We start from the raw sequence: 15,251 nt of genomic DNA on the forward strand, positions 1-15,251 counted from the left end.
AGAGGTGTGATTTTTCACGTTTCCCCCCATATCGGGAGGACTGTATGGCTGGCTGTCCGTAAACGAACAACTCAGCAGCAGACATATCGTCTGGCTTACCTCATGGGTAAGCGGAGGGGATTATACGGATTTTTCAAATTTGCGCAAGGGAGAGCGAACAGATTGTGCGCAGTTTTATGTGACAGATGGATCTCGCCGGCGGTGACGCCATTCCCCGCCAACCGGGGGTGACGACAATGTTACAAACAGGCTGGTAGACTGTGCGCCAGCCTCCGTCAGTGGAACGACATTCTATGCTCAAAGATCAAAAGAAAGCCTATCAGTATGGACTCTGCGCCGTTGCCCTCTGGTCGACGGTCGCCACCGCCTTCAAGATTTCCCTCGCCTACTTCGAGCCTGTACAGCTGCTGCTTGTGGCCGCCTTCACCTCGACCCTGACTCTCGGCGCTATCGTTGCCAAACAGGGCAAGCTGGCACTGCTGCTGAGTTACCTCAAGGCCCGCCCCCTATATTACCTGGCGCTGGGGGTATTGAATCCCTTCCTCTATTACCTGCTGCTGTTCAAGGCCTATGACCTGCTGCCCGCGCAACAGGCGCAGACCCTCAACTACACCTGGGCCATCACCCTCAGCCTGCTGGCCGTTCCCTTTCTCGGCCAGAAGCTGCGCCGCCGCGACGGCGTCGCCATAGTACTGGGCTACTTTGGGGCCCTGGTGATCGCCACCAAGGGGGATGTATTCGGCCTGCAGTTCGACAGCCCGCTCGGGGTGACCCTGGCGCTTGTATCGACCCTTATCTGGGCCAGTTACTGGATCCTCAACACCCGCAATCAGGGGGACCCCATCGTCAGCCTGCTGCTCGGCTTCATCATCAGCCTGCCTTTCATCGTCGCGGCGACCTGGCTGCTCTCCGATTTTGCCATGACCGCCTGGCAAGGCTGGGCCGGCGCCATCTATGTGGGCCTGTTCGAGATGGGTTTCGGCTTCGTGCTCTGGCTGATGGCCCTGCGCCACGCCACCAACACGGCCCCCATCAGCAACCTCATCTTCATCTCGCCGTTTGCCTCCCTGGTACTGCTCAACCTGCTGATCGGCGAAGCCATACACCCGGCCACTCCCATAGGGCTCGGGCTGATCGTGGCCGCCCTGCTGATCCAGCAGCTCAAATACGGCAAGCGCTACCGCAAGAGCGCCGAGCCGCAAGCCTGACAATGCAGAAGGGCGTATCCACGGATACGCCCTTCTCTCAATCCATCCACTCCAGTGGTTGGTTCTTGGGTAACCGGATCTCCACCAGCAAGCCCCCCAGTTCCGAACTCCCCAGCCGTATGGTGCCATGGTGCTGGGAGACAATCTTGGCGACTATGGCCAGCCCCAGGCCGCTGCCGCTGCCGGTGCGGGCCTCGTTGCCCTGAGTAAAGGGCTTGAGCACCCGGTAATAATCCTGCTCCGGGATGCCGGGGCCGTTGTCTGACAGCCGCAGCCGCACCCAGTGGCCATCATCCTTCAGCTCTGCATGCAGGCGGCTCGCGCCATAGCGCAACGAGTTGCCCGACAGGTTGTTGAGGATGCGCCGGATGCTGATGGGATTGCAGGCCACCCGCACCGCCTCTTCCGGCAATTCGAGATCCACCTCCAGCCCCTGATCGGTCTGCACCAGCAGCACGTCGTGGATCAGCTGGGTCAGGTCGATTTGCTGGGTATCCAGCCCCTCGTCCGGCCGGATGTAGTCGATGAACTGATCTATGATGCCGTTGGACTCGTCAATGTCCGCGTTGATGCTCTCCTTGAGATACTCATCCCCGGACGACATCATCTCGGTCGCCAGCCGGATGCGGGTCAAGGGGGTACGCAGATCGTGGGAGACCCCGGCCATCATCAGGTTGCGCTCCTCGATCAGCCCCTTGATCGAGCTCGACATGTGGTTGAAGGTGCGGGTCAACCGGCGTACCTCCCGCGAGCCCTGCTCTCCCAGCGCGTCGGGGAAGTTGCCGCGGGCCACGGCCACGGCACCGGCCTCCAGATCCTCCAGCGGACGCACCAGCTGGCGGGCAAACCGCCAGGCCGCGAACAGGGTCACCACCAGCAGCACGCTCATGTAGAGGATCAGCGGCTCTATGTCGTCATCCTCGATCTCGGTCAGCGGGATGCGAACCCACACCTGATTGGCCTGGGGCGGCTGGATCCAGATGATGTAGTGATCCTGGATCTCGACCCGCACCTTGGTCTTGCCCCCCAGCTCGCGGCTGATGCTCTCTTCCAGATAGGTGTAGGGCTTGGAGTCATTGAGCCCGTGCTGCTCCGCCTCTGTCTGGGTATAGATGTCGCTGCCGGTCGCCACATAGACCAGCGCCTCGGCATCCTCGCTCAGCGCCAGCTGGTTGCTTTCGACCGGAAAGATGAGTTTGACCTGATTGGCCAGCAGGTGGCTGATCTGCTTGACGGTCGGCGCCAGCAGATAGTTGTAGAAGGTGGCATAGGAGACAAACTGATAGACCACCAGGACGGCGGCCAGAAACCAGAGCATGCGGGAAAACATGCTGCTCACTTTCTTCATTCGCCATCACCGTCCGGCACGAACACATAACCCAGGCCCCAGACGGTCTGCAGGTAACGCGGCTGGGCCGGGTCCTGCTCCAGCAGGCGGCGCAAACGGGAAACCTGCACGTCTATGCTGCGCTCGGTCGCCGTGTACTCGCGCCCTCTGGCCAGGTTCATCAGCTTGTCGCGGGAGAGGGGCTCGCGGGGATGGCTGACCAGTACCTTGAGCACGGCGAATTCGCCGCTGGTCAGGGCTACCGGCTCGCCATCACGGCTCAGCTCGCGGGTCGCCAGGTTGAGCTGATAGCTGCCGAAGGTCACCATCTTCTCGGCGGTCGAGGGAGCCCCGGGCAGTTCGACGGTATGACGGCGCAGCACGGCGCGGATCCGCGCCAGCAGTTCGCGCGGATTGAACGGCTTGGGCAGATAATCGTCAGCCCCCATCTCGAGCCCGACGATGCGATCCACCTCATCGCCCTTGGCGGTGAGCATCAGTACCGGGATCTGGTTGCCGGCCTCGCGCAGGCGGCGACAGATGGAGAGGCCATCCTCCCCCGGCAGCATCAAGTCCAGCACCATCAGGCTGAAATTTTCACGAGTCAGCAGGCGATCCGCCTGTTCACCATTGGCGACGCCACGAACCACGAATCCCTGTTCGGTCAGATAGCGCTCCAGCAGGGAACGCAATTTCAAATCATCGTCGACCACCAGAACCTTGTATTGCTGACTCATTGCTTGCCTCTCCTCTCGATATGCTGCCAATACTAGAGCCCGGGCCCCCAACGGCAAAGCATAAATATGTTACTGGTTATTGCCCATGGCCGCCTTGCGCCCCCCGGCCCACGCCCTCTCCCATGACGACGCAGGTTTTGCTCGACAGCGAGGCGACAGCGGATAAGATCGGCCGAGCCACCAGAGGCCCATCAGCCCACATTGACGCAGGTACTTGAAATCCATGAAGACCAAGCTGATCACCCGCGAAGGCTACAACAAGCTGAAAGAAGAGCTCGATTTCCTGTGGCGCGAAGAGCGCCCCGAGACCACCCGCAAGGTGGCCTGGGCCGCCAGCCTGGGCGATCGCAGCGAGAATGCCGATTACCAGTACAACAAGAAGCGGTTGCGGGAGATCGACAGGCGGGTGCGCTACCTGCGCAAATGCCTCGAGGAGCTGGGGATCGTCGATTATGCCCCCGCCCAGGAGGGCAAGGTGTTCTTCGGTGCCTGGGTCGAGGTGGAAAACGACGAGGGCGAGACCAAGCGCTTTCGCATCGTCGGTTATGACGAGATCTTCGGCCGCAAGGATTACATCTCCATCGACTCCCCCATGGCCCGCGCCCTGCTCAAGAAGGAGGTCGGGGATGAGGCCATAGTGCCTACGCCAGTCGGTGACGTCTGTTGGTATGTCAACGAGATCAGTTATCCGAAGTGACGGTGGCGGGAAGCGCTCGCCTCCCCGCCATGGGCAAGGGCTGATGCCCAGCCCGTCCAAGCAAAGAACCCCCATGACAAGTATCTGGGCGGCCAACCCCTCTCCCGCCATTCGGCCCGACAGCCATGCATGTCATTTCAGCAGGGTGGCATAGCGCCGCCCGACCCCATATAGTGCTCACATTTGGCGCCTTGGGTGCGGGCCAGTCCCGGCGACGCTCAATGCACACCATGCGGTCCCCCCTCATGGTGCAGAGAGGCGGCGGGCTGACGAGCGGCATAACCGGCCGCAGCACATCGACGCCACCCCGGGCCAGTTGGATAGAAGCGACCACAGAGATCCCAGATGCACAGCCATGTAATAGAGAAACAGATTGCCGGTGAGCTGAATGCCCGTCCGGAACAGGTGCAGGCGGCCGTGCGCCTGCTGGATGAAGGTTCGACCGTGCCCTTTATCGCCCGTTATCGCAAAGAGGTGACCGGTGGCCTGGACGACAGCCAGCTGCGTACCCTGGAGAGCCGCCTCGGCTATCTGCGTGAACTGGAGGATCGCCGCCAGGTGATCATTCGCTCCATCGAGGAGCAGGGCAAACTCACCCCGGAACTGGCCCGCGAGCTGAACGGCGCCGACAGCAAGACACGGCTGGAAGATCTCTACCTCCCCTACAAGCCCAAGCGTCGCACCAAGGGGCAGATGGCCATAGAGGCGGGACTGGAGCCGCTGGCGAGCCTGCTGCTCACGGACCCTATGCGGGATCCCGAACAGGCCGCTGCCGCCTTCCTCAACAGCGAGCACGGCATCACTGACAGCAAGGCCGCCCTCGACGGCGCCCGCTACATCCTGATGGAGCGTTTCGCCGAGCAGGCCGACCTGCTGGAGAAGCTGCGGGACTACCTGTGGCACAACGCCACCCTGCGCGCCCGCGTGGTGGCAGGCAAGGAGCAGGAAGGAGCCAAGTTCAAGGACTACTTCGAGCACGACGAGCCGTTGCACAAGGCCCCCTCCCACCGGGTGCTGGCCATGCTGCGCGGTCGCAACGAGGGCATTCTCAATCTGGCGCTGATCACGGGTGAAGACGAGGGCACCAGCCCCTGCGAAGGCATCATAGCCCACCACCTCAAGCTGAATCTGCAAAACCGCCCGGCCGACAAGTGGCTGCAGGGGGTGGTGAGCTGGACCTGGAAGATCAAGCTCTCCTTGCAGATGGAGACGGAGCTGATCGGCCGCATCCGCGAATCGGCAGAAGACGAGGCCATCAAGGTGTTCGCCATGAACCTGCAGGATCTGCTGATGGCGGCGCCGGCTGGCATGCGCTGCACCATGGGGCTGGATCCGGGCATCCGCACCGGGGTCAAGGTGGCCGTGGTCGACGCCACCGGCAAGCTGGTCGATCACGCCACCATCTACCCGTTCGAGCCGAAGCGCCAGATCGATCAGAGCCTCAAGACCCTGAGCGAGCTGTGTCAGAAGCACAAGGTCGAGCTCATCAGCATAGGCAACGGCACCGCCTCGCGAGAGACAGACCGGCTGGTGAGCGATCTGTTCGAGCGCTACCCCGCCGCCAAGGCGCAGAAGATAGTGGTGAGCGAAGCGGGGGCCTCTGTCTATTCCGCCTCCGAGCTCGCCTCCCAGGAGTTCCCGGATCTCGATGTCTCCATCCGTGGCGCCGTCTCCATCGCCCGCCGCCTGCAGGATCCCCTGGCCGAGCTGGTCAAGATAGATCCCAAGAGCATAGGCGTGGGCCAATACCAGCACGATGTGGGTCAAAGCCAGCTGGCCCGCCGGCTGGATGCCGTGGTTGAGGATTGCGTGAACGCGGTCGGGGTGGATGTGAATACCGCCTCGGTCGCCCTGCTGAATCGGGTATCCGGTCTCTCCCAGACCCTGGCCCAGAATATCGTCGCCTATCGGGACGAGCACGGCGCCTTCCAGAGCCGCCAGCAACTGCTGAAGGTGAGCCGGCTCGGCCCCAAGGCGTTCGAGCAGTGCGCCGGCTTCCTGCGCATTCGCGGGGGCAGCAACCCGCTCGACAGCTCGGCGGTGCACCCGGAATCCTACCCTGTGGTTGAGAGGATCCTGGCGCAACTCCAGCAGCACGTTGAGAGCCTGCTCGGCAACGGCAGTCTGCTGCGCAGCCTGAAGCCGGCCGACTACACGGATGAGCAGTTCGGCGTGCCCACCGTCACCGACATCATAGGTGAGCTGGACAAGCCGGGCCGCGACCCGCGCCCCGAGTTCAAGACCGCCACCTTCAAGGATGGGGTGGAGAAGATAAGCGACCTGGTGCCCGAGATGATATTGGAAGGCGTGGTCACCAACGTCACCAACTTCGGCGCCTTCGTCGACATCGGCGTCCATCAGGATGGGCTGGTGCACATATCGTCACTGACGGATCGCTTCGTCAAGGATCCCCGCGAGGTGGTCAAGGCAGGTGACATAGTGAGGGTCAAGGTGCTGGAGGTGGATGCCCCGCGCAAGCGGATCAGCCTGACCATGCGACTGGACGAAAAAGCCGGACAACCGGCCCGCAAGCCGGCGGAGTCCCGCAACACGAATGCTGACAGTACCAAGCCGAGACAGGCGCCGCGTCCAAGCACGCCGGTGGGTGGCGGCGCCATGGGCAACGCCTTCGCGGCAGCCCTCTCCAAAACCAAGAAATAAGCCGTCAAGACATGAAAAAAGCCCCGAAAGGTCTTTTTTATAAAGCGAGTAAGCACATGAAACAAAAGGATTTGTTTCAGTCAATGTCCACACGTTGACCACATCGACAAAAAGCCCCAGCTTGCTGGGGCTTTCACTTCACATCTCGCGGCTTTACTCATCCGTTTTATCGCGAACATCCGTGGTTGGACCATTACTTTGCACGGACTTGATGCCATTTTTAGCACCATCCTTGGATGCATACATTTCACTTGTAGCGATAGGCTCGCCATTCGAAGCGTGCAGCACAAAGTAAAATGGCTGGTCCGTTGTTTTCTTAGATTTGTGAATTACGTAGTAACCCATGCTCAACTCCTTTGAACACCATGCAACAGCGCATGGCTGCTAAATAACATACCTGCTCAATAGGTTTTTTCAACACTCGAGTGGATCCATAAATCCCACTCCCCCAGAGCTGCCGCGCTGCGCTTGCCTCCCAGTAAGACAAGAAAGGCAGAGAGGCATTGCCTTACTTGCCTTGCTGGGTCTTGTAACTTATGGCCACTTACATCCAGAATTATCCGAATGATATCTATATATCCTTTCCAATTTTCTATGATATGTTCCTCATGAAATTGACTACCGCCTTTATCCGCCACTTAATGGGGACTCCATGAACGACTTTCTTAAAACACTGCTGAATATCCGTAGTCTTCGGGCGGCCCTGCGCGAGCTGTCATTTGAACAACTGCAAGAAGTTAAAGAAAAATTCGAGCAGGTTTATACAGAGTATTTTGAATCCACCGAAAAAGAACGGGCCGAGCAAGCAGAGCATCAGCGTAAGCTGGCTGAGTTCTCTGAGATGCTGAAACAAGCTGGTGTAGACCCCCGTGACTTAATCAGTAGCTCGACCCCTGCCGCTTCAACCAAGGCCAGCAATAAGGCGAAACGAGCACCACGCCCAGCCAAATACAAATATCAAGAAGATGGCCAAGAGAAAACCTGGACTGGTCAGGGCCGTATGCCAAAGGCAATCGCTGAACAAGTTGAGCAAGGCAAGAGCCTTGATGACTTCCTGATTTAATATCAGCGCTTTACCAAATGCCGCCTACGGGCGGCATTTTCATTGCCTTCTCACGCCCTGCAACCCCCTATCTTTCCTGCCTAAAATTTTTGCAAAATTGCAAAACCGCACATTGACAAAAAACTGATTAATCATCTGATTTTAAAGGAAAAAATCTACTCACCCTTGGCCGATGAAAAAAGTGGCGCCCTGCTAAAATGCTCACGGAAAGTAGGCTTTTAACCTATAAATCATGCGCTTATGTTTTCTCCCTACCCCATGAGGCCACATCAAAAACTGTAAAACAGTGAAAAAATGTTCACTGTTTTCAGTTCGGGTTCTAGCCGCAAAGCCCAGCGCTGGCGGGCTCTGGGCATATGGTTTTGCAGTAATCCATTTTTGCAAAAAGTTTTCTATACGGGGCGCGCAGGCGGGAGCGGATGAGCGCGGATTCCGTGAGGTAGCCCTGTCCGTAGCTCTCTCAGCTGCGTGGGGGCATACGTGTTTTGAGCTTGGCTGGATAGTCTTTTCTTAGCCTACAGGATACCGCTTCTATTGCTTTATAAGTTCTAATCAATCTATTTTTCAAGCGCTAAGTCTTTGCAGAATGGTGTGATATGCCTAACACATAGGTGGTAGCGGAAGAGCGTGGTTTCCGTGGCACCACAGAGATCCCCTGTGACACTCCAGGCAGATAGCCGTGGCCCGCCACATAAAGCGTCTGCTCCTTTGCAGTGATCTCTTTCGCCAATGCATTGCGGCATCTAACTTCTTATGAACGTGTAGTATCTGGAATAAAAGTGTCGGCAATAGAATATCAGATTCGTTAGATAAAACCTGTTCAATACATGTTGTGTATGGTTATTTGTAAGTTTGATGAAAATTAAATTTCATATCGACAATATATAATGAGGCCTCAACTTGAGGCCTCATTAATACCATTATTTATTGTTCGTAGTATTTTTTCTTCCTAGTATTGAATGCAGGCATGTCCCCTTCTAATATTTTAACAATCCTCTCATTAATAACTCTGTTCTCAATACTGCCTGATAGGGTTGAAAATTTATATCCACTTTCTTTATCCAGTTCCACATGAACGATTTGTTCTGCATCAGATACGATTGCAAGATTTGGATTGTGAGTTACAATTATTATTTGACGTTTCTTTTTTGCGGCTCTTATGAATGGAACCAAAACAGTAGCAACACTATGGTTGTCAAGGTTATCCTCTGGCTGATCGATTATCAATGGAATATCATTTTTATCAAGCAGGAGATAGAAAACGAGAAGTAATGCCCCGCGCTCCCCGGGAGATAGTTGTTCAATCTCTTTATCACCTTGCTTTAGTTTGTAGTTATTTGTCAAGAATGACAAAGTGAACAGGTAGTTATAAAGCTCCTGCACATTTCTTATTTGTTGGTGTATATCTCTTTTAGCATTATTTTGTCCAATCCTTCGGTCACACTTGAATGCTGACATGATTCTAATTAAGAAAGAAACAGTATCATCTTTGCTATCGAAATCTGTCTCACCTATTAATAATGCTAACTCCTTTTCAGCACCATCTTTTGAGTAGAATGAGCCGGATTTATTCTGCAATATACTTCCCAAGAAGGAGGTATTGAAATCTTGAACTTGAACTAAAGATGCATCAACCCTTATTTTATAATCTTTAAGAGTGCTGCTGTTCTCTGCAATAATCTCATTGAGAGTAGAACGAGCACTTTTATATACATTTATTATCTCTTGTTTTTTATCAAAAATTTTCTTTGTTATATCTATGCGGACATTATATTCAGCCTCGAGATCTACATTAAGTTCATTGTCTAGATAATCGAGCTCTGCATGGTAAAAAGCTATTGTGCCAAGTATATCTTTTGTACCTAGTAGAAGTTGTTTACTCTTCTCCCACTCATGTAGCCTTGTCAAGTAACTTTGATAATGTTGCTGCTCTGTATCTAGACCATTTTGAGCAACTAGTAGGTCATTTTTCTTATCTTGTAATTGCTGGACTAGATTTTTTGGCAAGTTCTCATTAATTTCATCACCTAGTATCACATTGATTTGCTGTAGGCCATTTTTTTGCATTTCCAATATGGCATCTAGCTCGGTGAAATCAGTGTTGAATGATATTAAAGTGTTAATCTCTGCATTAATACCTCTAGATTTAAATACTTCCGACAAGGATTGTTTAAAAGATGATATCTCACGTTCCTTCTGCAATACTTGAGATCTTATATCATTTACAATCTGAATGTTCTCATTATAAATTCCTTTGTTTTTTTCGGCCTCTTTTATGGCATTCTCAAGAGTAGCAATGCTATCTCTAAGCTCTGAGATATACTTGCCAACTTCTTCATGCAGACGTTTCTTTTCAGGATCTTTGTTAGGGTCTGACACTTCTTCTGGCTTAATTAAGGCTGTAAGCTCTTCTTGCTTTTTTTTCAGCTTACTAAGAAGTTCATTCTTGTAGTCATCAGTACATTTACTTTCTAATAAAAATATAGAGCTATTTATCGTTTTTATATCACCATATAACTCATCAAGCTCTAAATTAACCGCAATTGTTTTTTTATCAATCAATTCAGAAAAATTATATGCCCCTAGTCTTTCTGATTCAGGAATGTGTGAAAAAACAACACTTTCTATTTCTTGCTGAAATTCAGTGGCAGAGTTTATTTCATTTGTTAGCTTTTCAAACCGTCCCTGAGGAAGATACTTAACCCCTAAAACCTCCGTATTATTGGGGGTCTCATTTAGGTTTCTAATGTACCTTTCGTCACTTTCCCAAATTAACTCTGCAGTGAAGTTTTTAGCGAGCTTTCCATTCTTAGTTCTAAATTTACTAGGTGTTAAGAACGAAAAGTCATGGCTGTCATAATAGTTTGAGCAAAGAGATATTATATCTGTAATTGCACTCTTACCACTTCCTTTATTCCCAATAATTGCAGTAAGCTCTTTGCTTAATGGAATGGATACATCATTAAACCAAACGTTCTTTTCATCATTATAGTCATGTGCACTAAAAATACGGAGGTCTTTTATGTACTTTGTTCTGTTGGATAATACGCGCTCAAACAGAGGAGGTGCATCACCAATATGAACTCTTTCAACTGGCTCGTTTAATACCTGCTTCAGCCCCTCAAAAGTTGGGTCTGCTTTAAGCCATGTAAAGCACTTGCCAAGTCTATCTTTGTCCGTTGCTGATGACAGATAATGAGCATCACTACAATCCAACAAGAAGTCATTTACACCTTGCTTTCTTAATTGCTCTTTAGATTTAAAAAATGCTTCTACGGATTCCGAAGATGTAAACACAATATCCGCTTTGTTGATGATTGTTTTTTTTGTTGCAATTGAAGCATCGGTCCACTTTAGCTCTGACCACTCAGTTTTTCCAATAGCTATAATATATTTCCCAGTAAAACAGTCTTTTTCAAGGGATTTATATATCTGGTCTTCCTTCAGATTGAGGTTGTTAAATCCTTCAAAAATGTCAGACCCATATTTTGATAGTTGTTCTGGGGGAACATCTATCTTTATGGCTCGGCCTAAGTCTGCCACACTTTCCGGAGTTATTGACCTTGACCAGCTATCACCAGAGTTTAGAGTGTAACTTTGTTCAAGCGTATTTAAGAACTGGCTTCTTATAGTTTCTGGAGATACGTCATCAGAAAAAATCACATGCAGGTTTATTCTTTTGAAACTCCCAAAGTCTATACCAGCAAACTTATCTATTCTAAACTCAACAACGGGGAGCAGCTTTAATTTCTTTAACCTGCCGTTTTCTTTCTGTTCCTTTAGTAGCCGTTCATAACCATCAATAAATAAATAATCGTTTATGCCAACGACAGCAAACTCATCAGGGAGGTTCTCCAGGTCATTAATATAACTCTCCCATGTGCTATCATCATTTTGCCCAAACTTTTGATAAATTGATGACGGAGTATGGACGTGAAGATCCCATTTTCGCCACTCAGCGCCTCTTGCATAATTATCCGCACTCATAATAAAGCTATCCTTTTTTTGTTGTTTTACACTGGTAAGATAATGCCTTACTGGCTGAAAATACGATAGTCCCAGAAAGGTTTCAAAGCACTCAGGTTTTTATTTTTTCACAAATACCTTAGACTAAAGTTGAAGTGGTTCAAAGATTAAGAATCTTTGCAGTTGAATGTTACATATGACTGTGTGTCACGTTCTCTATCTTCAGAGTCAGAGCTATTTTTGACATGAAGAGTCTCCGTTACTGTGTTGGCTTTCGGAGAATAGTGTCTGCGTACAGTTATTGCCAGAGCTCCAAGGAGCGCAGCTATCGCCGCTTAAGGGCACCTCGCTACGCTCGCCAAACCCTGCTTCGCTTCGCTTTGCTCGCTCAACACCTCCTCGGTGCTCTCTGTGGGCTTGTCGGTCGCCTTGCGGCGTAGCACCCAGCCATCAATACGGGTTCGCTTAGCGGCGCTGCCAGCGGCTACACCTACAAGCCGGATCACATCTTCCCCGTACTTATTCTTGGCAAGGTCTATTAGGTGATGCAGCCGCACCGGTCGCGCATCCCGTGGGCACACAGGGCCGCCCATGGAATAGGTAAACTCCTTCCAGTTCGCCGCGTCCGCATAGCGGCGGCACTCTTCCATGATGTCACTCTCAAGCGGGGCCACCGTGCGGCCTTCCTTCTCTTGCACTCGCCCTGGTAGTCGCCGCAGTTCTCGCCACACGCTCACAGACGGTCCGCCTAGTTGCTGAAACTGGCGCAGGCCCCAGAGGGACGCCCACGCCCTGACCCGTCTCGCCCCTTCACTGGCGGCGGTTTCAGCCTCTAGGTCGCCTTCGTCCCCTATCTGGTGGCCGTCTATGTTCTTGGCAATGTATTTCACGATGTAGCCCACGGCCCCGCCTTTGGCCGGATCCATTACCTTCCAGTCAAAGCGCGGGGTGATGTCGCTATAGGGTCGCTTGCTCACCGGATGGCGCTTGCGCTCAAGGTCGCCCTGGTCATGGCTCAGGGCGTAGCGTTGCAAGGTGCTTATCAGCTCATGCTGCTGAGCCGGATTGACGAACAGCAGCAAGTGCCAATGGGGGGTGCCATCGTGATGGGGCTCAACGACCCGAAAGCCGAAATACTCGATACCACGGCGGGCGAGTGCCGCGCGGCAGCGCTTCCAGAGGGTGCCTAGATAGGTGTTGGTGTCGCGGGGTGTATGGCCCTGATACTTGGGGTTTTCAGTGGTGCGAGCGGGTTGGCCATGTCCCTGGGGGGTTGTCTTCCATGGGTGATATTGGCTCGGGGCAGTCCAGGTGAAGAACAGGCCCACATAGCCCATTTCGTCCGCTGCATCGGAGAAGCCCCGCGCCCTAACCACCAGTTCATCACGGCGGTTTGACGGGTTGGCCATCGAGCTGGCCACAGCATCGGCCAGGGAGATAGTAATGTCGTGCGCTTCGTTGTGCGCCTCCATGCTCTTTAGCCACAGCTCGGCGGCCAGCTGGCGCTCGTTGAAGGCCCGCAGGGCGTAGCTCGACACGTAGGGCGAGACACCGCGCCGCACCTTGCCAAGCAAGATGGCGCAGTGCTCCCGATATTGCTCCCAGAGCTTGCGCAGTTTGCGCGCCCACCATTGCGGGTCGAGCCAGCGGATTAGGTGGGCAGCAATGAAGGTATCGCGGGCCTCGGTGCTCTTGAAGCGCGGCAGGGTGGGCAGGAATCCCCAGGGTTTGAGCGGCTGGCCACAGACCCGCCAGAGGTAGGTGGCGGGCATGGTGTCGGCTTGGCCATTGGTGGCCGCATCCAGCAGGCGCTGGACGCGCTCCACATAATCCACAGCCAGCTTTTCGCGGCGGTCTTTGTGCTGCAATTGTTCCAGCGGTTCGGGCAGGTCTGCCTGCACTTGCCGCAGCACCTTTACCCGGTCGCATAGCCAGAGGTTGGCCTCCTTGCAGGTGATGCCCTTGAGGATGGCAGGCACCCGCCGCACGCAGTAGCCAACGAACAGCTCGCCGACCAGTTCATCGGCCAGTTGCACCGACCCGCCTTGGCCCCGCTTAACCGAGAACATCAGCAGGTCGAGCGCCCAATCAAGGTCATAGACCCCCAGCCTGTCCTTGAAATAGGAGCGGATGGTGTCCTCTGAGGCGGAGGCGTTGCGGTCGCGCTGGCTGGCGGGTTTGCGGGCCTCTTCGAGCGGGCACAGGGGCCGCAGTTGCAACTGCAAGATGTGGGTCATCTTTTTGACCCGTGCCCGCAAGACTGCGGCGGACTGGTTACGGCGGGGGTGGCCTTTGTCGGTGAAGGTGCTTAGCGGGTTGTTCATACCAGACCCCCTACGCTTGCCCGCAGTGCCCTGGCGTGGGCGGTGGCCTTGGTGTGGGCTTGGCGCAAGGTGGCGCGGGTTAATCGGCACATCTGCAACAGCACCCGTACTTGGCCCCTGTCACGTATCCCCCTGACCCGTCGCCGGATACGCAATACGGCAAGGCGCGATTGCAGGGAATAGAGGCGGTGATGGTCTTGGCGCAGGGACTCACCCCAGAATGCGGACAAAACGAGTCCCTCCGCTTGCTGGGCGGCATTGAATTTGATACTGTTCATTGGCTATCTCTTGTCGTGCTTGATATGGGTTAGCTAAAGGGGGCCCCTCGACCGGCTCCCTTTGTCTTTTCTGGCGTTCAGCCTCTCTTGCTCTCCTCTTCTTGTTTTGTTTTGTTCGCTGCACCTCCTTCTTCTTCGTCTCTCCCGTCCGGCCATTTGTCCGGCGCGCTCGGCTTTGCTAATCTGCGCCCGCTCGCTCTGTTGTGATAAGCGTGTGAGCACTGGGGGGAGCCGTTATCGGCTCCCCTCTTCATATGGTCGGGTTACTCTTCCAGCTCCCGCTGCAAGCACTGGCGCTTGCCAGGGCTATTGCACAGCGTCAGCAGGTCAGCCGCTTGCGGGCGAGTCGAGGTGGCCAGCACCTCACGGGCGGCGGGCTTGTCGCCATCCAGTGCCACCTGCTCGCCGCTCATCGCCTCTTTGAGGGCGTGGGCCAGCTCGTTCTGTGCCCACTTGCGCGCCCCCTTCGGCCCCATGATAGTGGCCTTGGCGTGAGTCAGGGCGGCCAGCTCGGCCAGACGTTTCTTGAGGGCATTGAGGATGGACGGCATCACCTTGTGGTCGAGGTAGCTTTCATAGCCTCCGGCCACCATGCTCTGGGCACTGTTGGCCGCCAGCTGGGCCTGATAGAGCGGCATGGCCAAGCGCTTTTCCTGACACTCTGACAAGGTGGTCGCCGCCTTGGCATCCTCTAGCAGTTCCCCCAGTTCGCGGTATTCCTGCGCCGCTTCCAGCGACACCACCCCGCCCATCAGTTGGTTAATCCGCCCCTGGCGCAGCTCCTCGCGGCGCTCCTTGGCAGACGGGATTTGCGCCAGCAGCGCTTTACGCTGTTCCCGCAGGGTGTGAATTTCGCCGTCCAGTTCCATCAGCTTGTGGTGCTCGCTTTGGAACAGGGCCACGTGCTCATCCAGTCGGCTGGCGCGGGTGCCCGCAGGGGCGTTAGGGAGTTGAATGGTCGGCACGGCCTGCAAAATCGGTTGTTGCATG

The 15,251-nt window shown here is 54.3% G+C and carries 11 protein-coding genes; 4 read left to right on the plus strand and 7 right to left on the minus strand.

The window, feature by feature from the left end; genetic code table 11:
• Positions 1–293: 293 nt before the first annotated feature.
• Positions 294–1,208: a DMT family transporter gene (locus AACW87_RS00960; RefSeq protein WP_043136391.1), complete on the plus strand. Its 915-nt coding sequence runs from the start codon at positions 294–296 to the stop codon at positions 1,206–1,208.
• 37 nt (positions 1,209–1,245) lie between these two features.
• Here the strand turns inward: AACW87_RS00960 and envZ are convergent, their stop codons facing one another.
• Positions 1,246–2,556, minus strand: a complete 1,311-nt coding sequence (envZ, locus tag AACW87_RS00965; RefSeq protein ID WP_172955230.1) for a two-component system sensor histidine kinase EnvZ — start codon at positions 2,554–2,556, stop codon at positions 1,246–1,248.
• Positions 2,553–3,272, minus strand: a complete 720-nt coding sequence (gene ompR / locus AACW87_RS00970; RefSeq protein ID WP_005319762.1) for an osmolarity response regulator transcription factor OmpR — start codon at positions 3,270–3,272, stop codon at positions 2,553–2,555. Before ompR ends, envZ begins: the two co-directional genes overlap by 4 nt.
• A 223-nt stretch (positions 3,273–3,495) precedes the next feature.
• Between ompR and greB the strand changes: the two genes are divergently transcribed.
• Positions 3,496–3,969 carry a transcription elongation factor GreB gene (greB, locus tag AACW87_RS00975; protein ID WP_043136397.1) on the plus strand — a complete coding sequence of 158 codons (474 nt, stop codon included), beginning with the start codon at positions 3,496–3,498 and terminating at the stop codon, positions 3,967–3,969.
• Between the two features lie 345 nt (positions 3,970–4,314).
• Positions 4,315–6,630, plus strand: coding sequence for a Tex family protein (locus AACW87_RS00980; protein WP_241326327.1), 2,316 nt, complete (start codon positions 4,315–4,317; stop codon positions 6,628–6,630).
• 153 nt (positions 6,631–6,783) lie between these two features.
• Here AACW87_RS00980 and AACW87_RS00985 read toward each other — a convergent pair whose 3' ends face one another.
• A complete protein-coding gene (locus tag AACW87_RS00985) occupies positions 6,784–6,975 on the minus strand; it encodes a YegP family protein (protein ID WP_241326328.1) in 192 nt (63 codons plus the stop codon).
• A gap of 307 nt (positions 6,976–7,282) precedes the next feature.
• Here AACW87_RS00985 and AACW87_RS00990 point away from each other — a divergent pair, with 307 nt between their 5' ends.
• A complete protein-coding gene (locus AACW87_RS00990) occupies positions 7,283–7,693 on the plus strand; it encodes an H-NS family histone-like protein (RefSeq protein ID WP_241326329.1) in 411 nt (136 codons plus the stop codon).
• Positions 7,694–8,617: 924 nt separating this feature from the next.
• On the opposite strand, the gene AACW87_RS00995 is transcribed toward AACW87_RS00990, so the two are convergent.
• From AACW87_RS00995 to AACW87_RS01010, 4 genes are all read right to left on the minus strand, one after another.
• The gene (locus AACW87_RS00995) at positions 8,618–11,680 is read right to left on the minus strand and encodes a TrlF family AAA-like ATPase (RefSeq protein WP_241326330.1); all 3,063 of its coding nucleotides are present in this window, start codon (positions 11,678–11,680) and stop codon (positions 8,618–8,620) included.
• Positions 11,681–11,994: 314 nt separating this feature from the next.
• A complete protein-coding gene (locus tag AACW87_RS01000) occupies positions 11,995–13,983 on the minus strand; it encodes a replication endonuclease (RefSeq protein ID WP_241326331.1) in 1,989 nt (662 codons plus the stop codon).
• On the minus strand, positions 13,980–14,261 hold the full coding sequence (locus AACW87_RS01005) for a hypothetical protein (RefSeq protein ID WP_241326332.1): 282 nt from the start codon (positions 14,259–14,261) through the stop codon (positions 13,980–13,982). The genes AACW87_RS01000 and AACW87_RS01005 overlap by 4 nt, the downstream gene beginning before the upstream one ends.
• 263 nt (positions 14,262–14,524) lie before the next feature.
• Entirely contained in the window at positions 14,525–15,250 is a 726-nt protein-coding gene (locus AACW87_RS01010) for a hypothetical protein (protein ID WP_241326333.1), read from the minus strand.
• Between the last annotated feature and the right edge of the window lies 1 nt (position 15,251).

This window comes from Aeromonas sp. MR7, from assembly GCF_963899385.1.
GTDB lineage: Bacteria > Pseudomonadota > Gammaproteobacteria > Enterobacterales > Aeromonadaceae > Aeromonas > Aeromonas bestiarum.